At 51.1% G+C, this 23,128-nt stretch carries 20 protein-coding genes; 2 read left to right on the forward strand and 18 right to left on the reverse strand.

Annotation, left to right across the window (positions count from 1 at the left end):
* Positions 1 to 26 precede the first annotated feature (26 nt).
* From VGN67_RS00715 to VGN67_RS00750, 8 genes are all read right to left on the reverse strand, one after another.
* The gene (locus VGN67_RS00715) at positions 27 to 1,616 is read right to left on the reverse strand and encodes a TonB family protein (RefSeq protein ID WP_327484835.1); all 1,590 of its coding nucleotides are present in this window, start codon (positions 1,614 to 1,616) and stop codon (positions 27 to 29) included.
* A 28-nt stretch (positions 1,617 to 1,644) separates the two neighbouring features.
* Positions 1,645 to 3,537 (reverse strand): M56 family metallopeptidase, encoded by a 1,893-nt coding sequence (locus tag VGN67_RS00720; protein ID WP_327484836.1) that lies wholly within the window; start codon positions 3,535 to 3,537, stop codon positions 1,645 to 1,647.
* 35 nt (positions 3,538 to 3,572) lie between these two features.
* Positions 3,573 to 3,944 (reverse strand): BlaI/MecI/CopY family transcriptional regulator, encoded by a 372-nt coding sequence (locus VGN67_RS00725; protein WP_327484837.1) that lies wholly within the window; start codon positions 3,942 to 3,944, stop codon positions 3,573 to 3,575.
* A gap of 211 nt (positions 3,945 to 4,155) precedes the next feature.
* Positions 4,156 to 5,595 carry a pyruvate kinase gene (pyk, locus tag VGN67_RS00730; protein WP_327484838.1) on the reverse strand — a complete coding sequence of 480 codons (1,440 nt, stop codon included), beginning with the start codon at positions 5,593 to 5,595 and terminating at the stop codon, positions 4,156 to 4,158.
* Between the two features lie 59 nt (positions 5,596 to 5,654).
* Positions 5,655 to 8,162 (reverse strand): replication restart helicase PriA, encoded by a 2,508-nt coding sequence (priA, locus tag VGN67_RS00735; protein ID WP_327484839.1) that lies wholly within the window; start codon positions 8,160 to 8,162, stop codon positions 5,655 to 5,657.
* Between the two features lie 120 nt (positions 8,163 to 8,282).
* Entirely contained in the window at positions 8,283 to 8,678 is a 396-nt protein-coding gene (locus VGN67_RS00740; protein WP_327484840.1) for a YybH family protein, read from the reverse strand.
* Between the two features lie 108 nt (positions 8,679 to 8,786).
* The gene (locus tag VGN67_RS00745; protein WP_327484841.1) at positions 8,787 to 9,392 is read right to left on the reverse strand and encodes an aminotransferase class IV family protein; all 606 of its coding nucleotides are present in this window, start codon (positions 9,390 to 9,392) and stop codon (positions 8,787 to 8,789) included.
* Positions 9,274 to 10,380, reverse strand: coding sequence for an aminodeoxychorismate synthase component I (locus VGN67_RS00750; RefSeq protein ID WP_327484843.1), 1,107 nt, complete (start codon positions 10,378 to 10,380; stop codon positions 9,274 to 9,276). Before VGN67_RS00750 ends, VGN67_RS00745 begins: the two co-directional genes overlap by 119 nt.
* Before the next feature lie 134 nt (positions 10,381 to 10,514).
* Between VGN67_RS00750 and VGN67_RS00755 the strand changes: the two genes are divergently transcribed.
* A complete protein-coding gene (locus tag VGN67_RS00755) occupies positions 10,515 to 11,522 on the forward strand; it encodes a YpdA family putative bacillithiol disulfide reductase (RefSeq protein ID WP_327484844.1) in 1,008 nt (335 codons plus the stop codon).
* A 107-nt stretch (positions 11,523 to 11,629) separates the two neighbouring features.
* Here the strand turns inward: VGN67_RS00755 and VGN67_RS00760 are convergent, their stop codons facing one another.
* Positions 11,630 to 12,685 carry a WD40/YVTN/BNR-like repeat-containing protein gene (locus VGN67_RS00760; RefSeq protein WP_327484845.1) on the reverse strand — a complete coding sequence of 352 codons (1,056 nt, stop codon included), beginning with the start codon at positions 12,683 to 12,685 and terminating at the stop codon, positions 11,630 to 11,632.
* A gap of 111 nt (positions 12,686 to 12,796) precedes the next feature.
* Between VGN67_RS00760 and VGN67_RS00765 the strand changes: the two genes are divergently transcribed.
* Entirely contained in the window at positions 12,797 to 13,255 is a 459-nt protein-coding gene (locus VGN67_RS00765; protein WP_327484846.1) for a YtxH domain-containing protein, read from the forward strand.
* Positions 13,256 to 13,337: 82 nt separating this feature from the next.
* Here VGN67_RS00765 and VGN67_RS00770 read toward each other — a convergent pair whose 3' ends face one another.
* The 9 genes from VGN67_RS00770 to VGN67_RS00810 form a co-directional block, all read right to left on the reverse strand.
* Positions 13,338 to 14,192: a DUF2911 domain-containing protein gene (locus VGN67_RS00770; RefSeq protein WP_327484847.1), complete on the reverse strand. Its 855-nt coding sequence runs from the start codon at positions 14,190 to 14,192 to the stop codon at positions 13,338 to 13,340.
* A 43-nt stretch (positions 14,193 to 14,235) separates the two neighbouring features.
* A complete protein-coding gene (gene dnaG / locus VGN67_RS00775; protein WP_327484908.1) occupies positions 14,236 to 16,215 on the reverse strand; it encodes a DNA primase in 1,980 nt (659 codons plus the stop codon).
* A gap of 83 nt (positions 16,216 to 16,298) precedes the next feature.
* Positions 16,299 to 16,424: a hypothetical protein gene (locus tag VGN67_RS00780; RefSeq protein ID WP_327484848.1), complete on the reverse strand. Its 126-nt coding sequence runs from the start codon at positions 16,422 to 16,424 to the stop codon at positions 16,299 to 16,301.
* 423 nt (positions 16,425 to 16,847) lie between these two features.
* Positions 16,848 to 18,110 carry an O-antigen ligase family protein gene (locus VGN67_RS00785; protein ID WP_327484849.1) on the reverse strand — a complete coding sequence of 421 codons (1,263 nt, stop codon included), beginning with the start codon at positions 18,108 to 18,110 and terminating at the stop codon, positions 16,848 to 16,850.
* Positions 18,107 to 19,213 (reverse strand): glycosyltransferase family 4 protein, encoded by a 1,107-nt coding sequence (locus VGN67_RS00790; RefSeq protein ID WP_327484851.1) that lies wholly within the window; start codon positions 19,211 to 19,213, stop codon positions 18,107 to 18,109. The genes VGN67_RS00785 and VGN67_RS00790 overlap by 4 nt, the downstream gene beginning before the upstream one ends.
* A complete protein-coding gene (locus tag VGN67_RS00795; protein WP_327484852.1) occupies positions 19,213 to 20,268 on the reverse strand; it encodes a hypothetical protein in 1,056 nt (351 codons plus the stop codon). The genes VGN67_RS00790 and VGN67_RS00795 overlap by 1 nt, the downstream gene beginning before the upstream one ends.
* Entirely contained in the window at positions 20,265 to 20,717 is a 453-nt protein-coding gene (locus VGN67_RS00800) for a hypothetical protein (RefSeq protein WP_327484853.1), read from the reverse strand. Before VGN67_RS00800 ends, VGN67_RS00795 begins: the two co-directional genes overlap by 4 nt.
* A gap of 56 nt (positions 20,718 to 20,773) precedes the next feature.
* The gene (gene wecB / locus VGN67_RS00805; protein WP_327484854.1) at positions 20,774 to 21,889 is read right to left on the reverse strand and encodes a non-hydrolyzing UDP-N-acetylglucosamine 2-epimerase; all 1,116 of its coding nucleotides are present in this window, start codon (positions 21,887 to 21,889) and stop codon (positions 20,774 to 20,776) included.
* Positions 21,886 to 23,127, reverse strand: a complete 1,242-nt coding sequence (locus tag VGN67_RS00810) for a glycosyltransferase (RefSeq protein ID WP_327484855.1) — start codon at positions 23,125 to 23,127, stop codon at positions 21,886 to 21,888. Before VGN67_RS00810 ends, wecB begins: the two co-directional genes overlap by 4 nt.
* Between the last annotated feature and the right edge of the window lies 1 nt (position 23,128).

The raw sequence follows: 23,128 nt of genomic DNA on the forward strand, positions 1-23,128 counted from the left end.
TGTGGAGGAATGGAAATAGAATTTAGTTAATTACCCTCAGTAGTAGCTTTGCTGCCTAACTGGAAGCTGATTGGTAGGTTGTATCGTACGTTAACGGGTTTTCCGCTTTGCATACCCGGCTTCCAGCGGGGCATGGATGACACTACCCGCACCGATTCCGTGTCGGTACCGAAACCTAGTCCTTTCAGGATCTGAATGTCTTTGATTTCTCCCTCTGTAGTCACCACAAAACTCAGAAATACCCTGCCCTGTACTTTCGCTTTAGTGGCAGCCTCGGGGTACCTGATGTTCTGGCCCAGGTACTCCATCATAGCGTTGACTCCACCCGGAAACTCGGGTACCTGCTCAACCACTGTAAAGATGGGTTGACCATTTATTTCAGATGACTGAACTAGTGTTTTTAGAGTCTCGCCATCCTTGGAGGGTACTGATGTGCTTTGAGAAGGGTCAAATGTTTTAGTACTATCTCCGGAAGTCAGTGATAATCCAAAATATTGTTTTTTATGAGTTGAGCCGAGCTTCAGCTCAATAGGTCCATATCCTTTATACCTCACAATTATAGTGTTTCCAGGGGGAACATTTATTGAAAAATGTCCATTTGCATCAGTAGTGGTACCTTTATCGCTTCCCTTTATAATTATACTAGCTCCTTGAATTGGCTTTTCATCCGGTGTTCTTACATCGCCTTGCACACTAATATCCTGCCCGGCGGCCAGTTGATTGCCTTTGGTTGAAGGTACTACATCACGTTCGCAACTAGCGACCACCAGGGCCACAAAAATGGTTAAAAGAGCCACGGCGGCATAGGTGCTCAGTGACCAGCGGGAATTCGGGTTTTTATACAGCATCTTGATTCGGTCTTTTAAAAGTGAAGCATTGAAAAAGTGATTGGTTAGTACAGTTACCGGAGCGCCCAGCGCGTAGCTTACCAGAAACTCGGCGTAGTGGTCGCGATTGGAGGCCTGCTGGTCGGCCAGGTACTCGTGTACCTGTTGTAGTGATTTTTTGTAGAAAATAAGTACGGGATTGAACCAGAACAGCACGCGAAGTACCTCCACCAGCAGCACGTCCAGGCTGTGCCGCTGCTGTACGTGTACCAGCTCGTGATTCAATATGGTGTCAAAATGGTGCTCGTAGTCGCCACGGCTGACGACTACCCATTTCAGGAAAGAAAAAGAGCCAACCGGACCGCCGGACCGCCGGCCGCCGGACCGTCTGTCAGTACTGATAAGTACCAGGGTACAGTCGTCGAGTTCTATGGCTTCGCCCTGCCGGATAAAAGAAAAAAGATTGCGCAGGTACCGGTACAGCCGGATGCTCATGTAGAGTACCCCGCCCGCGTACACGGCCCACAGCAAGTTGAGCCAGGTAAAGAGGGAAGGCGTGGGGGCCGCTGCCTGTACCACAAAGGCCGGCGCCGACACCTCGTACGCGACCAGCGTTGGGGCCGCCTCGGGGTACTGCACCAGCGGCAGCACAAAGGCCGCCAGCAGCGAACCGAGCAGGAAGGCGCGGTTCCAGCGGAAGAAGGTATGCTGGCGTAGTACGAGCCAGTAACAGGCGTAGAGCAGGAGCCAGTACAGGCTTACTTCCCCGAGGTACATGAGCGCTTCCATAGGCTGTTGAGTTTAGGTTGGTGGATTATCATGGCTTTTTTACCTCATTTTTTGTCAGGATAAGCACCGCGCCATTCACGGCTTTTTCTCCGTACAGTTCTTTGGCAGTAGCACCGCTCAACACGGTGACCGACTTATACTGCTCCGTGGGTATTTCATTCATGAACTCCTTGTTTTTCATAAGCGTGCCGTTCAGGACATAGAGGGCATTTTCGGGGAGATGGCTGCCCCTGTAATTCCGGTAGTACCCCATGCTCTTTCTCCGGTTGCCAGCCTTGTAGTACTTCACCGTAACGTGGCTTGCCTTTTCGTCGCCCACTTCTACCTGTGATTCAACCGTTCCGGTCTTGTCGGGGTCCAGCCCCAGTTGCCAGTCAACGGACAGGTGGTAGCGCATGGCTACTTTGCGGCCGTCTTTTTGGCCCGGTACCCAGGCGGGCATGGACGCCACGAGCTGGGCCGATGTAGCCTCCAGGCCAAAACCCGGACCTTTTAGGACTTCTATATCGTTAATTTCGCCATTGGAAGAAACCAGGAAGTCCAGTAGTACTTTGCCCTGGGCATTGGGTCTTAACGCTTCGCTGGGGTAGGTAGCGTGCTGGCTGATAAAAGTACTAAGTGCTTCTGCTCCACCCGGAAATCTTGGGGATACCTCCTCTGCGTTGGTATAATCTGCCGAGTTATTCTCCTCCCAAAGAACAGGGATAAACCTGAACTCGCCAATCCTAACCGGCTCGGCGTATATATCTTCTCTCTCTTCTGAAGGAGAAAGCGCTACGGTGGAGGAAACGGGTGCTCCGGCCTGCATCAGGGTGGCATTTACTACCTGCCACTTAGTTACCCGAAGGGATATAGATTTATATCCTTCCAATTCAAAAGTCAGTTTACTTCCGGCAGGTACCTGAATAAGATACTGTCCTTCTGTATCAGTGAATGTCCTGAATCTCTTATTCTCCGATAGCACAGTAACGCCTTCTATCCGATGACCATCGGCGTCTACCACTATACCTTCAATTTGAACCCGCTGACTATTTTCTGTGACAACGGGGCTTTTTCCCGGCTTGAAGCTACTCGCTGTTAGGGTCACCAAGCCTACTATGGCTACTACAACGGCGTACTTGCCCAGCGACCAGCGGGAGTTACGGTTTTTGTACAGCATTTTGATACGGTCTTTTAAGAGTGAAGTAGTGAAGAAATGATTCGTGAGGGTACTCAGGGGAGTGTTTAGTGCGTAGGCTACCAGAAAACTGGCGTAACGGTCGCGGTTGGGGGCATGCTGGTCGGCCAGGTACTCGTGTACCTGTTGTAGTGATTTTTTGTAGAGAATTAGTACCGGATTAAACCAGAATAAGACCCGAAGTACCTCCACCAGCAGAATGTCCAGGCTGTGCCGCTGCCGTACATGGACCAGCTCGTGATTCAGAATGGTGTCAAAATGGTGTTCGTAATCGCTGCGGCCAACAACAATATAGTTTAGAAAGGAAAATGAGCCCAGGTCGTTGTTTTCCGTAAGTACCAGTGTATAGCGGTCGACCGGCAAGCGGACACCTTTTTTGATATAGGTAAACAAAGTATGGAAGTGGTGGAGCAAACGCCCGCCCATGAACAGTACGCCTGCCAGGTAAAGTACCCACAGAAGATCTGTACCGGTAACTGCGGAAGGCGCGGGACTCTCGACGACTGCGGTGCTGGGTACTACGGTTTTATCTACTACAAAGGTCGGCATTTCGTACACCACCGGCAACGTTGGGGCCGCATCGGGGTACTGCACCAGCGGCAGCACAAAGGCCGCCAGCAGCGAACCCAACAGGAAGGAGCGGTTCCAGCGGAAGAAAGTATGTTGCCGCAGCACGAGCCAGTAGCAGGCGTAGAGCAGGAGCCAGTACAGGCTGACCTGGGCTATATAAATGAGAGCTTCCATAGGCTGTATGGAGTTAAATGGGTGGATAGATGCCGCTAGTCAGGCTTTTGGTTCTGCATGAGCTTGATGATCTCGTCCAGGTCCTGGGTAGTCAGGTCGTGGTCTTTGACAAAGAAAGAAACCAGCTTGGTAAGCGAGTTATCAAAGTAGTTTTCCAGCAGCTGCTGCATTTCGAAGCGCTTGTAGTCGGCTTCGCTGATGAGCGGATAGTACTCGTGGGTTTTGCCGTAGGCGGTGTAGCCGATAAAACCCTTTTTTTCCAGAATGCGGATAATGGTAGATACCGTATTGTAGGCGGGTTTGGGCTCGGGCATTTCGGCCAGTACATCTTTTACAAATCCTTTGCCTAATTGCCATAGTATCAGCATGACTTCTTCTTCGGCGCGCGTTAATGATCTGATCTCCATGAATATAGTTCAGGTTAATATATAACTTAGTATTATATCAAATTTAGAATTAAATATTTAATTTTACAACTATTATCTTAGTTATTTTTAACTGAATATTAAAAAAGGCAGCAGAAATAGCTTCTGCTGCCTTTTTTGAGCTAATATTTTTTTCAAATAAACGTCGACGAAAAGAAAAGCTACTGCCTCGCCACCCGCTACTCCATAGTACTTACTCCACTACGCTCAGTTTGAGAGCGTTGGTTTTGCGGTTTTTGGAAATAGGCATACTTAGGGTATTGATAAAGATATCGCCTTTCTGGAGTTCGCCTTTTTCAATCAATAAACGCTTGATATCATCAATCAGATCATCGGTAGATACGTTCTCGTCGCGGTCATAGTAGAACACCTTGGTACCCCAGTACAAGCCGAGGGTATTCATCAGTACCCGGTCCGACGTAAATATGAGCAGATTGGCCTTGGGGCGGTGGTGTGACAACCGGAACGACGTGTAGCCCGAACGCGTAATACCGATAATGGCCTTGGCTTTGGTGTCGCGGGCCAGGCGGCAGGCGCTCATCACTACGTTGTCGTTGAGCTGGTCAACCCCGGGGCGCTCGTTGACGAAGGCGTGGTGCCGGAAGTAGATGCTGTTGGCGTTCAGTTCGACCTGTTCGATAGTCTTGGTCATGTTCTCAACGGCCAGCAGCGGGTACTTGCCCGATGCCGTTTCGGCACTCAGCATCACGGCGTCAGCGCCGTCAAGTACCGAGTTGGCTACGTCGTTGACCTCAGCCCGGGTAGGACGGGGGCTGTCAATCATACTTTCCAGCATTTGAGTAGCCACAATCACCGGCTTACCGGCGCGGTTGCATTTGTCTACGATCATCTTCTGGATCATAGGTACTTCTTCGGCGGGCAGCTCCACGCCCAGGTCACCGCGGGCGACCATGATGGCATCCGTGGCTTCAATGATTTCGTCAATGTTAGCGACCGCTTCGGGCTTTTCGATTTTGGCTACTACGCGGGTATGCTTTCCCTTCAGACGAATGTAATCCTTTACTTTCAAAATTTCCTGGGCCTGCCGCACAAACGACAGCGCAATCCACTCCACGTTATTGGCCAGACCAAATTCCAGATCTTCAAAATCCTTTTCGGTTACCGATGGCATAGACACCTTGGTGTTGGGCAGGTTCACGCCTTTCTTGGACTTCAGGTAGCCTCCGTACACTACTTCGGTCACCACATCGGTAGCATCCGTACTGATCACGCGTACTTCCAGTTTGCCGTCGTCGAGGAGTATACGGTCGCCCTTTTTGACGTCGTTGTACATGCCGTCGTAAGGGGTACTTACGCGCTCGGCAGTACCTACTACATCCGCGTTGGTAAACACCAGTTTGTTACCGGACTCAATGAGTACGCCCTCCTTTTTGGCTACGTTGCCAATCCGGATTTTAGGGCCCTGCAGGTCCTGCAGCACGCAGAGGTTCAGCCCGTTTTCTTCATTTATTTCCCGAATAAGCTTAAGGCGTTCGAGATGATCAGCATGGGTACCGTGCGAGAAATTAAGCCGAAATACATTCACACCCGCCTTCGCTAAGGCCAGCAGCATTTCTTTTGACTCTGAAGTCGGTCCGACGGTGGCAACTATTTTCGTTTTTTTAGAAGACATAGAGTTTAATGTAGCAATTTGAGATGCGCTATGAATAGTTGGTTAAGTAAAAGCCAGACTTATGTACAGTCTACGTCAATCACTATATTGATGTTTTTCAGGGTCTTATCAGTCAGAATATCCATTACTTTTTCCTGAATGAAGGACTTTGCGGCCTTAAAATTAATCTTTTCTCGTTCAAGTTTAATGAGAATGTCAAACAAAAACTGATTCCGTACCCGCTCCACCAGGGGCGGTTCGGGGCCCAGTACCCGGCTCCGCCCCAGCTGCGCTACCAGCTTCTCGGCCAGTTGCTCGGCGGCCCGGCGCGAGGTTTCTTCGTCGGTATGCTTGACAATCAGCTTAATAAGCCGGGTAAAGGGTGGGTAATTGTATTGTTCCCGTTCCAGAATTTCGTCCTCGTACATACCCCGGTAGTTGCCCTCAATGATTTTCTGCAGAAGCGACTGACGCGGGTTGGCCGTCTGGACAAGTACCTTGCCCGGCTTACCGGCCCGCCGTCCGGCCCGGCCACTTACCTGCGTGAGCATTTGAAAAGCCCGCTCCGAAGCCCGAAACTCCGGAAAGTTGATAATCCGGTCGGCGTCAAAGATCCCGACTACGCTTACATTGTCGAAGTCGAGGCCCTTAGAGATCATCTGGGTACCTACCAGTATATCTATCTGTTCGGTTTCAAAATCCTGGATAATTTGCTGGTAGGCATTTTTGGCGCGGGTGGTATCCAGGTCCATGCGCTGGACGCGCGCCTGCGGAAAGAGCAGGTGCAACTGGTCTTCAATTTTTTCGGTACCGTAGCCGATGGTTTTAACCTTGGGGGAGCCGCAGGCCGGACAGGTGCGGGGTACTTCTTCCTTGTGGCCGCAGTAGTGGCAGCGCAACTCGGCGGCCTTCATGTGGTAGGTAAGGCTCACGGCGCAGTTGTGGCATTCCGATATCCAGCCGCACTCTTCGCACTGTAGGTAGGGCGAGTACCCCCGGCGGTTCTGGAACAGGATGGTCTGCTCGTTATGCTTGAGATTATGAGCCAGGTACTCTAGGAACACCGACGAAAACTCATCCTTCATCTTCCGTTGTTTCTTCTCCAGCTTGGTATCAATCAGTACAAATTCGGGCAGAGCCGCCTCCCCAAAGCGCTGGAACATTTCAACCAGGCCGTACTTGCCGCTTTGGGCGTGGTAGTAGCTTTCCAGCGAGGGCGTGGCCGAACCTAGCAGTACTTTGGCCTTGTGTAGGTAGGCCATCACTACGGCTACGTCGCGGGCGTGGTAGCGGGGGGCGGGGTCCTGCTGCTTGTAGGACGTTTCGTGTTCCTCGTCCACAATAATCAGCCCCAGGTTGTCAAAGGGCAGGAATATGGCCGAGCGGACCCCCACCACAAACTGAAACTTTCCGTCCAGAATACCCTTCCATACCTCTACCCGCTCGTTATCCGAAAACCGGGAGTGGTATATACCCATGCGGTCGCCAAAAACCTTTCGGAGACGTACTACGATTTGGGTGGTGAGGGCAATTTCGGGTAGCAGGTACAGTACCTGCGTACCGCTTTCAAGGGCTTGCTTAATGAGGCTGATGTAGACCTCGGTCTTGCCACTACCCGTAATACCGTGCAGTAGTACGACCTCTTTATCTCTAAAATGTTCCTGAATCCGGCTATTGGCGAGCTGCTGCGTTTCGGTCAGCTTAATCTCCTTGGCCGGCGTTACCGGCAGGTCGGCAAAGCGGGAGACTACGATATCAAATTTTTCAAAAATGCCTTTCCTGACCAATGTTTGCAGCGAAGAGTCCGACAGGCCGTCGTCCTTGGAGAAAACCGCTTTATCGAGTCCGTGCTGGTTCAGGCCGGGGTTGTTCTGTACGGGTACGTAGCTAAGGTACCTCAGGAGTACTTCCTGCTGTTTGGGCTGCTTTTCCAGCGCCAGCATCAGCTCCCTCAGTACGTTCGGTGCCTCATACTGCGCCGACAGCCGCACTTTTCGGGCTATTTTGGGCGTGTATTTTTCCTTTACTTCTTCGAATAAAATAACCGCCCGCTTGCCCACCAGCGACTTAATAACCGACGTTACGTTAGTTTGCTCCACCAGCCGGGCTACCTCCTCGTACGACAGCGCCTGGTGTTTTTTGATTTCTTCCAGAATCACCACTTCCTGGTCGGTCAGCAGCTGGGGGTGGTCAAAATCCGGATTGTACTGTACCTTCGACTGGCTCGTGATTTTAAGGCCCGAGGGAAGCGCCACGTTCATCACCTCCCCGATGGTACAGAGGTAGTAGTCGGCCATCCAGCTGAAGAGCTCAAGTTGGTAGGCCGTTACAATGGGCTCTTCGTCGAGCAGTTCCATGATGTACTTGGCCTGGTAGTCGGTAGGCGGGTGGTGGTGCAGCCTGGCAACTACCGCCGTTATAACCCTATTCTTTCCAAACTGGACAATTACCCGGGCTCCCACCTTGATCAGCTCGCTCATGGTGCGGGGCACCCGGTACGTAAAGAGCCGGGGGATGGGTACGGGCAGGATCAGGTCGGCAAAGGTGGTGACTTCGTCGTCGAACAGGGAAGAAAGCGGAAGCGTCATGCAGCTCGGGTACATTACTCATCAAACCCCCGCAAGTTACGTTTTTTTTGTGAGGGTTGGGCAGGGGGAGTGGGGGGAGAAGGAAAGCTTTAATGGAGGGTTTACGTATACCTTGGTAGATTAGCCCGCCGACTGGCTGCTGTTCCAGATGTCGCGGTGCAGGTACCAGCGGTCGTTCTGGCGCTTCCATATCACCAGGTACTTGCCGTGGTCAATCTGGTCACCCGTGGCGCTGCTGAGCACAAAGTTCCCGATTTCAGTAGCCGTGTCGCCGTGCTCTTCGGCTTCACCGGTAGTCAGTCTGGCCTTTGCAACGCCCAATTGCATGGCTCCCTGCCAAAAGTCCCGAATGGCCTGCTTTCCTTTTAGTTCACCTGCACCGGGAGGGAGCAGTGAACCCTCGTTAGTGTACAGTTCGGCCAAAGCCTCACTATCCTGCCGTGTAAAAGCTGCTTCAAAGGCATCATTGCACCGGCGAATCTGGCCAATGATAGATTCAGTAGTCTGCGTTTGCATAGAATTGTGGGTTTAGGTTTGTAAGTAAACAGACAAAGTAAAAGTACCTTTTTCTGCCTCTTTCGGCAATACCGCAAAAGGGGTATTTTTCTTTCTGAATAATCTACTTTACCCCACCACCTGCCCCACCGGCAGCACGGGACCTTCCTGCCAGGGGAGCATCGCGTTAAAAAGCTTCACCTGCGTATAGTGATGCAGGTCGCCGACCCGGATCGGGGCTTCGTGGATCACGCCAGCATCCAGCAGGTAGGCGCGTTGGGTACCTGATAAAAGAGGCGTGGCGGGTGTTAGCCATTGCTCTCCATCAAAAAAAGCCACATTGCAGTAGGAGGTATCGGTCACCAGGCCCTGCCGGACTATGAGTACCTCGTCGCAGGTACTACGCTGCTCAAACAAGATATTTAGCCGCTGGCGGTCACGGTACTTGTGGGAGTAGTCGATGGCGTTGTCGTGTACGAGTTTCAGGCTCCGGATGGGGCGGGGCGAGTAGGGCTCCCATTCTATACTTTCGGGCTTTTCGCCGTAGGTCAGGCGGCACTTGTAGGTACCGGTACCCAGCCAGTCGGGTACGGTCAGGACTTCCTCCAGGGGCCATTCATCGTGGCTCCCCCAGAGGGCGGTGCGGGTGCGGTGGAGGCGCGTCTGGTGGTAGGGCAGGTTCAGTAACCGGCGGTTCCTGACGCAGATCGTCTCGAAGCAGAGGGGCGGGTGCATGGGCAAATGGGAGATATACTTTGTCAATCAGTTCCTGGTATTCGGCCCGGGCCTGGCTGCGGGCGGTAATCCCGCCGCCGCTCTTAAAGATAAGCTGTCCGTTCTGATTTTCAATGTACCGTATCATAACGGCACTTTCAAAGGTATAGCCGTCAAAGTACCCCATGATACCCGTGTAGTACCCCCGGTCGTAATTTTCGGCCTCGCGGATAATCCGGACGGTACTGGGCTTGGGGGCCCCGCTGATCGAACCCGCGGGGAGGAGTTTCAGCAGCAGGTCGCCAAAGGCGCCGTCGAATGCGTCGGGGAGCAGGCCCGCTACTTCCGAGCTGACCTGCAACAGCGTTTTGCCGTGGGTCTGGATGGGGTCGAGGTAGCGGTAGCGCTCCACCCATACCCGCTGCGCTACCCTACTCAGGTCGTTGCGGATCAGGTCCACAATGGTAGCGTGCTCGGCGGCCTCCTTGGGGTCGGCCATGATAGCCTGAGCGGCATTGGGCAGGGCCGCATCAATGGTACCTTTCATGGGAAAGGACGAAATCTGATGGCCTTTTATACGAATGAATATTTCCGGTGAAAAACATACGAATTGGTCTCTCAGCCAGAAGCGGTAGGGCGCCCGGCTGTGGTCATAGATAGCCCGCAGGCTCAGGCTGGTTTCAACGGGTGTAGGCGCGGATAAATTGACCAGAAAAGAATTACCGGCTTTGATATTCCTGACTACGTAGTCAAAGCGGGGTTGGTACTCTGAAAAGGAGAGTGGATATTTGTGAAAATAAAAGTCGGGTAACGGACTGGTCGTGCGGGTGGTATTGGAAAAGCCGTTCAGGTTGAAAGCCACCTCCGTGGGATCGGCCTCGGGGAGTCGCCACAGGCGGGGCTGCTGCCCCAGAAAATCAATGAGGAACACAAAGGGAATCTGCCTGCGTCCGCAATCATTGAGATTCCGGATAAAAGAAGAGTCGGTAGATAAAAGCAGGTCTGACACGATTAAAAGCACAAAATACAACCATTCCCTAACAGTGGGACAATTTACAAAGTTCAGAAACCATTCGCCCATACGGGACGTTGAAAAGTTATTACTACCAGAGAGGCACCAACTGCTAACCCTACAGGAGCAACATGCATTTGTACGATGTCATTATTATAGGAGGCGGGCCCTGTGGCCTGGCTATGGGCATAGAAGCAGCCCGGAGTGGACTGGACCATTTGATAATTGAGAAAGGCAACCTGACGGAGTCGATCCGCAATTACCCCCGGCAGATGCGCTTCTTTTCCACGGCTGAGAATATTGAGATCGGGGGTATTCCTTTCGCTATTTCAAGTGTAAAAGCCAACCGCAACGAAGCCCTGCAGTACTACCGGAAAGTAGCGGGCTACTATGATCTAAACTTCAAACTCTTTACCGAGGTACTCAAAACCGAAAGGCAGGCCGACGGTACCTTCCTGACCGCAACCACCGCGGGGGAGCAGTTTCACAGCCGGAAGGTAGTACTGGCTACGGGTTACTTTGATGTACCCCGTCAGCTGCGGATTCCGGGCGAGGATCTGCCGCAGGTGTCACACTACTACGAGGAGCCCTTTAAATACTCCTATACCCATGTAGTCATAGTGGGTGGTTCCAACTCGGCCGTGGAAGCAGCCATGGAACTCTACCGGCACGACGCCCACGTGACCATTGTACATAAGGGAGAAGACTTCCGGAAAACCGTGAAGTACTGGCTGGTACCTGATGTCAAAAACCGGGTGAAAGAGGGGAAGATCCACACCCGCTTCAACAGCGTGGCCCAGGCCATTGAGCCGGGGCGTATCCTGATCTACAACAGCGAAACCAACCAGGAAGAGTGGCTCCCGGCTGACTTTGTGTTGCTGCTGGTAGGCTATATACCCGACGAGCACCTGCTCCGGCGTTGCGGCGTGGAGCTGGACCCCGTGAGTAAGGTACCCGTTTACGATCCTGAAACATTTGAGACCAACGTACCCGGCCTGTACGTGTGCGGTACGGTCATGGCCGGGGTATTTACCGAAAAAGTATTTATTGAAAATGGCCGTGACCACGCCGCCGCCATCGCCGACCACCTGTCGGGCCGCCCCGTCCGAAAGGTAAAAGAGCTGATTGAGAGAATATAAATGGGCCTTTCGTAGAGACGCAAGATGTTGCGTCCCTACAGTACCACGCCGTTTTTCACTTTTCGTTTCTCACTCTTCATTGAACTTTCTATATTCCTCATTTTCAATTATTCATTACTCCCTCCCCACTTCCCCACCAGACCCTTTCCCCCGACGGCGTAGCCCACGTTTCCGGCAAAGCTGACGGCGTGGAAGGGGTGGTGGTCCAGCGGTACCCAGCTGCGGCCCTGGTCGGCGGAGTACCCGCTGCCGGAGGCGCCTACGGCCATCAATAGTACGTTTCTTTTTCCGAAAGGTTCCTGCCGGTACAGCCCCACGGATTCTTTCAGGCCCGGCGGGCGGGTACCTTCGGTGAGTTGCCAGCTTTTGCCGCCGTCTTTGGTGATAAGTACGTTTGGGCTTTCTACGGTAAAAGTACGGTAGTCGCCACCTACGGCAATCCCTTTCTTTTTTGACCAGAAACGTAAACCGAAAATACCGCTGCTGGGTCCGGCCGGAAGCCGGGTAGAAAGGCTTTGCCAGGTAGCTCCGTAGTTGTTGGTCTGGAGTATCCGGGCTACGGTGGCCCCTCCCGTACCGATGTAGGCGGTCTTTTTGCCAACGGAAATCAGCGAAGTACCACTGGCGGCGAAAGCCGCCTCATCGGGTTGGGCGGCGGGGCGGTCGGCTACGGGTAGTTCGTGCCAGCTGCGCCCCCCGTCCCGGGTGGTCAGGATAAAGAAGCGGCCCTCCACCGGATCGCCAAAGCAAATACCCCGGCGGTCATCCCAAAAATCCAAGCCGTCCAAAAAAATCCCTTTTTGGGTAGTTTGATACACTATTTGCCAGGTCTGGCCTCCATCTTCAGTTCTGTAGATTCGGGCTTTCCCCTGCTCAGCTTCTCCCGCGCTCATGGTAACAGCCGTCAGCGCATCGAACGCATGTATATCCCGAAAGTCCAGCGAGTCGGCACCCGCTACCTGCTGCACCTGCCACTGTATTCCTCCGTCAGTAGTACGTAATATAGTACCATGAGAGCCTCCTGCCCAGCATACTAGCGGATGAGGAGCGTGTACCGACCGGAAGCTGGCGGTAGTAGGTACTTCCAGCAGGCGCCACTGCGCCCGCAGCTGGGGCGTAACCAGCAAAAACAGAAATACCGGTAAGTAAGTAGTGGCTTTCATAAGGGGTAAGGCGGTGGGTATTGGTCTGATTTTTTTAGTAAATACGTATAGTGTCAATGATAAGACATAATCACATTCATATTAACCATAATCATTAACAAGAACAATATTATGACAAACAATCAAAGATTTTTGATGGGAACGTTGGGAGCGACGTTGGCCGGTGTAGTAGTAGGTGTTTTGATGGCCCCCAAAAAAGGAACCGAAACGCGTAAGATGATTAAAGATAAGGCAAATGATCTTTCGTCAACCGCCAAGAAAACATTTGACGAAAACTACTCAAAAGGTAAAGATGCTCTGAACGGGCTGACTGATAAAGTAAAAACTCAGTTCGATTCTATTACTAATACTAACGGCCAAAATACCAGCCGCAAAAGTGATGAATTTATGGCTGATGAGAAATTTACTGCTAATAAAGGAGCCTCAACCGCAGGAGCAACTACCGGTACGGTAGGAACGACTTCCGGAACAACATCGGGAGCTACTACAGGAGCTAACAAAGGTACTTCAACTACTCCCGGAGGCATGTCAGCAACCGGTACTACTGATAAATTCAATCAGAATTCCTAGTCAATCTGATTGTTCATACAAGCGGGCCCCGGCGATTTTTCGCCGGGGCCCGCTTGGGTATTTAACCATTGGTGCCAGCTACTTATTTACCACACTGTTTAAGTACCTTCTGGTGGTTAAGAATATAGGCATCGTCACCGGCTTCCTTAGCGAGCTGCAGGCCTTTCTGAGCGTCAGACATGGCTACGTCGCACTGCCCGAGTTGAGCGGCAATCTTGCCCCGCAGGTAGTAGGTCCAGTATTTCTGGTCTTTCTCCACAACCTTATTGGCCCATTCTAAGGCCTGCTTCAGGTCGCGGTTGGTGTCGAAGTAGTAGTTGGCGGCAGCGGAGTAGGTCGCAGGACTCACCTCCGAGGCGGAAGTTTTCTCTTTTATTTCGGTCATAATGCGGGCATCCGCGTCATTCTTTATCCCAAATTTCACTCCAACGTTCTCCCAGCGGAGAGCCACATTAGCTTCACTGGCCGTAAAGTCCGTAAATTCTATGGTAAAAAACTCTTCGGGTTTCGCCAGCTTTTGGGGCTTTACCGTAAATTTCACTACATCGTTGGCAGGATTGTACGTATAAGCACCCCATACGTTTGCGTCTTTGCTCAGGATAATCGTCCATTCGTTCGGGTTAGGAATGGTAAACAGGCCGTAAGTACCGGCAGCCACTTTCTGGCCGTTCACCATCATTTCATCCGACAGAATCAGGTTGGTGATCTTGTTGGCGCCCGTGCGCCATACTTTTCCGTAGGGTACCTGCGCACCGAACATTTTACGACCCTTCAGGGCCGGGCGGCTGTACTCAACGGTAGCCTTGGCCAGGCCAATGGTTTGGGAAATGGTAGCCGCGGGGCTGGCCTGAGGTACCTGTATCTGCGCCTGGGCGGTCAGGGTGGCTGAAGCCATAAAAAAGCTTAATGCGGCAATTTTTACTAAATTTGTTTTCATAGATAAAGATGGATAAAATAAAAAAAAGGGTACTACTTAGCGGTTAGCCTACTACACTGCCCAGTTCCCGGGCAGCGGCCATACTTATTTTCTTGTATTCCATAAATTCCTTCAGATACTGCGCTTCCTCGTCGGGGCTGGCGGCCATTTTCAGCTTTTCCAGACATTCATTCATTTTCTCTTCAATAAAAGTCTTTTTCAGGCGCAGGATATGCTTAAAACTACTCTTGTCCAGCATGTCCTGCTCGCTGGGTACGTAGATCTCGTACTTGGAAGTCCACTGGTCGCTCAACTCGTGCTTTTGGGTAACCCAGTCAATGGCCAATTCCCGGATTTCCTTTTCGTGGTGGTCCAGGAAGTAGCTGGTAGGCAGCAGCACGTTTCGGCCGAAATTTTCCCGGAAAAGTGACAATATATGATTGAAAACCGGATCTGTAAAATCAATACCGGGTATTTCGCTCAGCACGTAGGCGCACACGCTTATGTCCGGTTCCAGCTCGTGGCTGCCAAACAGGACCAGCAACCGGACAAAGGCCTCCTCCTGGTAGTGCATTTTGCTACGCCGGGGAACTGCGTCCTCAGCGGGGGCGGAGGCAGCAGGCGTACTTTCCGGTCCCAGAAACAAGTCGGCCGGGCTTTCGGGTGGGGCGGCTGATGATCCGGTATTTGGGCGGGCTTCCCGCTTAGGCTTGTCGTGCTGCTTTCGAAGCAATTTATTCCCCTCCGAAATGAGCATCTGCTCGTCCACCTTCATCATCTCGGCGGTACGCCGGAAGAAAATCTGCCGCTTTATGGCATCAGGTATTTTCGTGATACTTCCTACTACATCACTGATTACCTCGGCCCGCTTGAACGGGTCCTGGCCCGCTTCGCGCAGCAGGGTGTCGGTTTTGAAGCTGATAAAGTCACGGGCAGCAGTGCGCAGGTACTCCTTAAAGGCTTCGGCCCCCACGCGTTGTACGTAGCTGTCGGGGTCGTCGTTGTCGGGGAAGGTGACTATGCTTACGTTCAGGCCTTCCTCCAGTACCATGTCCAGCCCGCGCAGTGCCGCCCGAATACCGGCCGGGTCGCCGTCGTATAGTATAGTAACGTTAGGGGTAAACCGGCCGATGAGCCGAATCTGCTCAATGGTCAGGGAAGTACCCGACGAGGCTACCACGTTTTCTACCCCGGCCTGGTGCAGCGATACCACGTCGGTATAACCCTCTACCAGGTAGCAGACGTCGTGCTGCCGGATGGCGTTCTTGGCCTGATAAATACCGTACAGAACGTCACTTTTATGATAAACCTCTGTTTCGGGCGAGTTGATGTACTTGGGCTGCTTCTTATCCGGCTTCAGAATACGGGCCCCAAAGGCTATAACTTTACCCGCAACGTTGTGAATGGGGAATATTACCCGGCCCCGGAAGCGGTCGTAGCCAGCGTTGGTACTGCCTTCCAGGCGGCCTTCGCGCCGGATAAGCAGGCCGGCTTTTTCGAGTATTTCGGCCTGGTAGCCTTTGGTCAGCGCGGCCTGCGTAAGAGCGTCCCACACATCGGGACTGTACCCCAATTCAAACTTTCGGAGCGTAGGATCATGAAAACCCCGCTCCCGAAAGTAGCTCAGGCCGATAGCCTGTCCTTCGTCGGTCTGGTGAAGCTGCTCCTGGTAGAAATTCCGGGCAAAGTTCAATACTATATACAGACTCTCGCGCTCATTCTGGCGCAGTGCCTGTTCGTCGGTTACTTCCTCTTCCTGTATTTCAATCTGGTACTTCCCCGCCAGGTACCGCAGCGCTTCGCCGTAGCCAATGCCGTCAATATCCATCACAAACTTGATGGGATCGCCCGCCGCACCACAGCCAAAGCACTTATAAATCTGGCGGGCCGGATTAACGTTGAAGGAAGGTGTTTTCTCGTTGTGAAACGGGCAGCAGGCCGTGTAGTTGGAGCCACGCTTCTTGAGAGATACGTAGTCGCCCACTACCTCTACTATGTCAGCGGCCTGTTTGATACGGTCTACGGTTTCGGGATTAATGCGCATGGCGGCCTCACTACTGGTTTGGAGCAAAGGTAAAAAAAGGCCGCCTTACAAAGGCGACCTGGAAAAGAATGTTCGGATTAAAATTATTCAACCCGGTTGTGTAGGTGTACGGGAGCTTTTTTCTTTTCATACCACATGTTGAGTAGCTCCACAAAGAACGAGAAGGTCATGGCGAAGTAGGCATAGCCTTTGGGGATTTCGTAATGCAATGCCTAGGCTACCAGCAGGGTACCAATCAGGGTTGGGGACGAGTGACCTAAAATAATAAAATTAAAGCTTACACGTTTTGGTATTGTGAACCATCACATATTGGGAAAGTTCAATTAAATTTTTTAGTAAACAGAACTAAAATTTTAATTAATTTGTAAAACAGTTACAAAGTTGTGCCCTTTAGGAGAAGCTTTGTTTAGGTTTTAAAATACTATTATCTATATTGTGGCCCAAAGCTTGCTGCTATTTAGCTGGGAGGTCGGGATAAAGCCCAAAAAGGAGAAGATATAAATGTAACCTGAAGACAATAAGTCACCGGTTTACACAATAAGAAGAGCCTACTATTGGTTATAATGATAGTGGAAATATAGTGTGTGTATAGTGTGGAACAGGGCATGGATTTTTTCCATGCCCTTGTTTTTTTAGGGGGTTTGAGTACCGGTCCTACAATTTGTGAAGCCTTGTTTCAGCTCAGCTATCGGACGACAATAGCTCATTAGAAGCACGAAGATGAACCAGGGAAAGAATAAAAACTGCCCACCCGTCAGATTACTTTCAAAGAAGGGAATCACTACAAAAGGAAAAAGAAAGAGGTAGTGTTCTGCAAAATACCGTAGGTAGATCCAGAGCGGACGTACCAGCAGTAGGTAGCAGAATAGTAAGAACATCGCAACTCCCGTCCCGAATAATACTTCAAAATACGAGTTATGATAGCCCGACCAGCCTATGATCTGTTTGATCCTGGGGCTATTGAAAAGTCCTATCCCCGTTGCCCATAATACCGGATTACTATTGAAATAGCTGGACATTGTTTTGGCTACACTGGCTCTTGCTTCGCCCTTAGCCGCCTGCACGCGCGTCTTGTTTATTCGGTTGTTCAAGGCAGAAGTCGGGTCCTGAATCAGGTAGAAAATCAGTCCCAGGGGCAGAAGAGCCAGGATTGCCTTCTGATAAAGTGCTATCCGGCGGTACTGGACAATGAATACCATGAAAACCAGCAACAGGCTTAACCAGGAGGTACGGTTGCCTGAGATTAGTACAAGGTACATGGAGATACCGCAGAAAATTACAATGAGCAGCCGCCGCCAGGTTGGCAGGTTGGCGTTGCGAAGCAAGTCTATCCCCGTGACGATAAATATGGTACCTGACCAGCCATAGTGATTGGATACAAAAGCGGTGTCGTTATTTTCAACCGATATATAGTAGATGTTAGTATCGGTAAGACTGCCACCGGTTATGAAATAGCTGACTATGGGTAAAAAGTAAATCCAGTTGGTAATATTAAGACAGTGGTTAAGGGTATCCCTAATGGTGTACCTGATTAACAGATACCCTACTGACAAGGCTACGTACAGGAAAGGTATAATAAAGGTAAGAGCTCGGCCTATAGAGACCAGGGGGCTGGATGTAAAGAGAGCAAATAGAAAAAGAGCCGCCGAAAGCACAAAAATACCCTGAGCATACCTGGTAAGCAGAGAAAGAATCCTGACGTTGAGCTTGAGTACAATAAGTACCGATATGAGGAGCACCGTATATTTAAGAATACGCATTGGGGCCACACTGGCCAAACCGGTCAGTACTCCCAAAGCATACCCTAGAATGACCAGAGCCATGTTGATGAGCAGGAGTCGGAAGATCGGATCACGCCCGATGCGCTCAATAGTAGCTTTGTCTATATTCCTCACTGAGTGAGTATGGTTAAAAAGGTATGGAACATAGCCTCTTTAGAAAAGAAGCGTACTCGTTGCTCTGCCGCTTCCACCTTCTCCCTGCGTAGTTCAGGATTAGTGATACATTGCTGTAAAGCGGCCGTTAAGGCCACAGCGTCGCCGGGAGGTACCATCCAGCCACATCGCCCTTCGTCGAGTACTTCCGGGATTCCCCCTACTTGGGTAGTAACGACGGGAAGACCGCAGGCCATAGCCTCCAGATTGGCTACCCCCAGCGCCTCCCGGTAGGAAGGTACACAGAAAATATCAGCTGCTAACATCTGCTGAAATACTTCTTCTTGTGTCCGTTTACCCAAGACTCTGACTTTTGTATCCGGCTTTTCATTAAACATAGCCTTGATAGTGGCCTGCGCCGAATCAGTAGGGCCGATAACAGTCACAACAAAATGGAAAGGAAGCGGCTTTACAGCCTGAGCAAGAATAGGAAGTCCTCCCAATTGGTAGTCGGTTTTTACAAACAGAATGTTAATTGGCTGGGTTGAATCAATCCGGGTAGATGTCCGCTTTTCCGTACGTACGTCAACACCTTTATAGAGGCGGTGTACCTTTGTGTTGGGTATACTATAAACTTTACAAACCAACTCCCTAAGATAGGTTGAATTAACAATAATTTTGTCGGAAAAAAGGGCCGTCAGGTGCTCCGCCTTCTTGAATACCCATCTTTTTATCCAGCCCTGCGAGAGCTGAAACGAAGTCAGCCTTACACTACAGTTGTTGTAGTCGTTAATCATACCGACTGTTTTCTTAAAAAAGAAAGCACTCAATAAGCCAACCAAAGCATTATTGTATACCAGTACATCGAATGGATACTCTCTGCGCAGACGCATGGCGTGCCGATGATACACCACCATCCGAATGAATTGGCTGAATGGACTCTTTTGCCAGCCTTTCTTCATATGTGCTTTATGAACGTAAGGTAAAGTTCCAGCCGTATCTTCTGTCAGGATATGTAGTTCGTGCTGGGGGTACAGGCGATTGATTTCCAATAGCAGATTGGCAAATTTGACCGGTCCGTTTTCAACCACTTCGAATACATTAGTACAGAATAATATCCTCATCACCGATGCACAATTAGTAGTAACTCTTCCACCTGCTCCCAAGTATACCTCTCTATCAGCTCAGGACTAAACTTAAACTCTTTCCTTCTTTCTCTTAGCTCTTGTAGCAACTGCTCATAGTCTGTTACCTCATACGAGGAGAGTACATGTCCAATCCTGTGTACCTCTACAAATTCAGATACTTTTACCTCTCGATTGATGACTACAGGCGTCCGGGTCTGGATGGCATCATATATTTTGTTAGGACTGGCGTTGATGTTGTTGGTATTAATAGGGGCATATACGCAGAGTATGTAATCGGCGCGGGTAGCGGCTACCCGCAGCGCCTGGTCCTGTGGTAGGGTGCCCAGCCACTCTACCGCAGGGTGGGTAATAAGCGCACGCGAGGCCTCATCGGCCAGCCAGCCAGCCATCAATATCCGAACGGGTAGTCCCGTCGCCAGTAGCCCTGACACTGTAGTAGTACCCCGGTTTGTACCTAGCCAGCCGTAGTACATGATAGTCAGCTCCTCCTGATTTGGCTTACCGATAGGACCACTATAGCGGTGAGGGTAGTTGGGAAGTACCACGCAGCTATGCTGTAGGTAGGTAGGGAGCAGGCTTTGGCGGTTTTCGTCAGTTACTATTACTCTGCTGGCCGGGGCATATACCAGCCGCTTAAGGAGCAGCCACTGATTGTGGGGTTTATTTTGGCGCAGAAACAGAGAGTCGAAAATATCCAGTACGACGCGCTTCTGTAGCCACAGGAAGGGCCACAGCGCTATCTGCTGAGGTTCATTAATAATATGTACCGAGTAGTACCGCCGCGACAGCAGCAACCACGCAGCCAGTGCAAAATACCTGAGCAATGAAATAAACTCCTGACGCCTGCCCTCTATAAAATAGACCTGCGCCAGAGGAAGCGTATGCACGAAGGAATTGTGGCGGCTGGTACCGATGGCGAGCAACTCTACCGCAAAATATTTTGAAAGTGTCTGAAGCTCCTTGTTGATACGCATATCAGAGCCGTCATTGTACGAAAGGTACAGCAGACGAGAGCGATTGGCACTGTTCATAATGGCCACAATTTACGGAAGCGCGGAATGGGGGCCAGCGTACCCTCATGAACTACTTCGATCAGTACCCATACCAGCAGCAGATAGTTACCGTACATATAGGCCCGTAGGACCGCCAGGCATAAAAGTATGTGTATCATGCACTGCAGCAGAATAATAGCCAGCTGATGTCCTAGCCAGGGGAATAGCACTGTAGCGGTCATAATAAGGTAAGGATACCCAATGGGATCATAGATGTACTGCTGAGGTGTAGAGCTGGTTCTGAAAATGTACTGGTCTTCTTCTACCACATCGTCCAGCCCTTTAAAATAGCGTACATCCTCCACATCTATCAGAAAGTCACCTCCTCGGGTCAGGTGCTGGGCTGTCGACAGGAAGGGAGCCATCGAGTTGGTACTCATGGGATGCCCACGCCACTGGTAAAATGCCCACCACAGAGTTACTACCATAAGGAGCATTACGCCTGTATACAGAGTCCACTTTCTGCTATGGTATTCACTTAGAGTCATCCCGAGTATTTCAAAAAAGAAATGATACGTCCGCTGGCTTCTCCGTCACCGTAGGGATTAGTACCAGTTGCCATTTGCTTATAGGCATCCTCACTTTCCCAGAGCTCCTCTATCCGATCAACAATCCGCTGACCATCCGTTCCTACCAATTGCACCGTACCGGCTTCCAGGGCTTCGGGACGTTCGGTGGTATCACGCATGACCAGTACCGGCTTACCGAGCGAGGGAGCTTCTTCCTGTACCCCTCCCGAGTCCGTCAGAATTACCCAGCTATGCTTCATGGCGTAAACGAAGTCTGGGTACTCGAGCGGAGCTGTCAGGTACACATTCGGAATGTCAGTAAGGTACTGCTGTACGGGTTGCTGCACGTTGGGGTTGAGGTGTACCGGATACACTATGGCCAGTTTCGGGAAGCGTACCGCCAGTGTTCGGACTGCTTCGCATATCTGCTTAAAGCCATCCCCGAAGTTTTCTCGACGGTGCCCCGTTACCAGCAGGACCCGCCTGTTGTTTCTGAACACCTCCTGTACCGTCGCGGGTACCCGCTCCGAGAAGCCTGTGACTTTTTCCTTCGCCCACAGTAGCGCGTCAATGACGGTATTGCCGGTCAGGACGATACGTGTGCCGTCAATATTTTCTCTGAGCAGATTGTCTGCATTATGTTGGGTAGGAGCAAAGTAAGCCGATGCCAGGCGGTCGGTGATCAGTCGGTTGGCTTCCTCCGGGAAGGGCGACTGCAGGTTACCCGTACGAAGTCCGGCCTCGACGTGTCCTACTTTCACCCCCGCGTAGAAAGCGGCCAGCGAAGTCGCCATACAGGTAGTAGTATCACCGTGTACGAGTACCCAGTCGGGCCGGAAGTTATCCAGTACCTCCCGCATACCCTGTAGTACCCGACACGTAAGGTCAGTCAGGTTCTGGCCGGGCTGCATCACATCCAGATCATAGTCCGGGGTAATCTCAAAAAAATCCAGTACCTGATCCAGCATCTGCCGGTGTTGCCCCGTCGAGCAGGACCTGTGCTCCAGGCCGGGCGTTCGGGAGAGTAGCTTGACCAGCGGGGCCATTTTGATGGCTTCGGGACGGGTACCAAATACAGTGAGTACTTTCATGGTATGGTTTCGGAATAAGAAGTACCGAGGTGCATTAACTGACCGCAGAATTGCCGATAGGCTTTTTCGGCACTATACTCTTCTTTCCATTGAGCTTTTATCTGCTCTCTTTGCTGGTGCTCTTTGAAGTGCTGATATACGTACAGGACACCTTCTACCACCTCTTCTACGGCCGGATTAGCTGGTAAAAGATACCCATTCTGCTGATGAATAACTATTTCGCCCGTACCACCTACATCAGTAGCTACCACCGGAATTCCAGCCGACTGTACCTCCATAATTGAAACAGGTATGCCTTCTGACCGGCTCAGGTTTATAAATACGTCAATAGGGTAGGTACGGTAGTAGTCAAAGAGGCTTTTGTTCAGCGTATGCCCCCAGAGCTTATACGTCAGATTGGAGACCTGAGCAGCATTAATGACTGCCAGTACAGATTCTTTGAGCAGGCCATCGCCAAAGTGATGCCATACTACCTGCCGGGTACTGTCCGTTTGGGCCAGCGCTACTACGGCCTGAGCTATCAGTTCAACCCGCTTGACCGGATAAATGTTGGACACACTGACTATTCGTATAATGCCTTCTCCTGGGTCAGAAGCCTTATTCAGGATGTGATGGTCGACCGTCCCTAACCGGCAAATATATATTTTGCTGGAGTCAGCTCCTTGTTTCAGGAGTTCACGGGCACCTGCTTCGGATATAGGATATAGCTGGTCTATATGAGCCAGTAGCTGCTTCCGGTAGGGAAAAAAGGGCGGGTTGTACAGGTTGGCATAGGCATCGTAGCCATGTACGCGGGTCACTACCCTGACATTATTCTCTTGCTTCACCTTATATTCAGTAATAGCCTGCACCGTTCCGTTGAGCCAGTAGGAGTAGAAGGTACAGTCGGTTGGGTTATTGGTCACTAGCCACTTTTTTACCGCCCGGTACTCTGAGTTGAATGTGTTAATTCTTTTAATGGCTTCCGCCGTGGCAGCATAACGGAGATGATACCACAGGCTCCTGTAAAAAGTGGCGGAGAGCAGGGAGGTAAACTTCCGGTTGGGTACGTCAAAAATGGCAGCCAGTGAGCTGTCAACTACAACGTTGGGAGGCAAAGGACGGACACCCTCCGGCTGACGTAGGGGAAGAAGTACTACGCGGAAGTACTCGCTCAGGTACGGGACTTCGGATTCCAGAAATGTCTCGGCATGGCCATACGGAAAAGAACCTGTAATCAGTATGATTCTGGGTTTCATA

Source organism: Telluribacter sp. (genome assembly GCF_035998675.1).
In the GTDB taxonomy this organism is placed as follows: Bacteria; Bacteroidota; Bacteroidia; order Cytophagales; family Spirosomataceae; genus Telluribacter.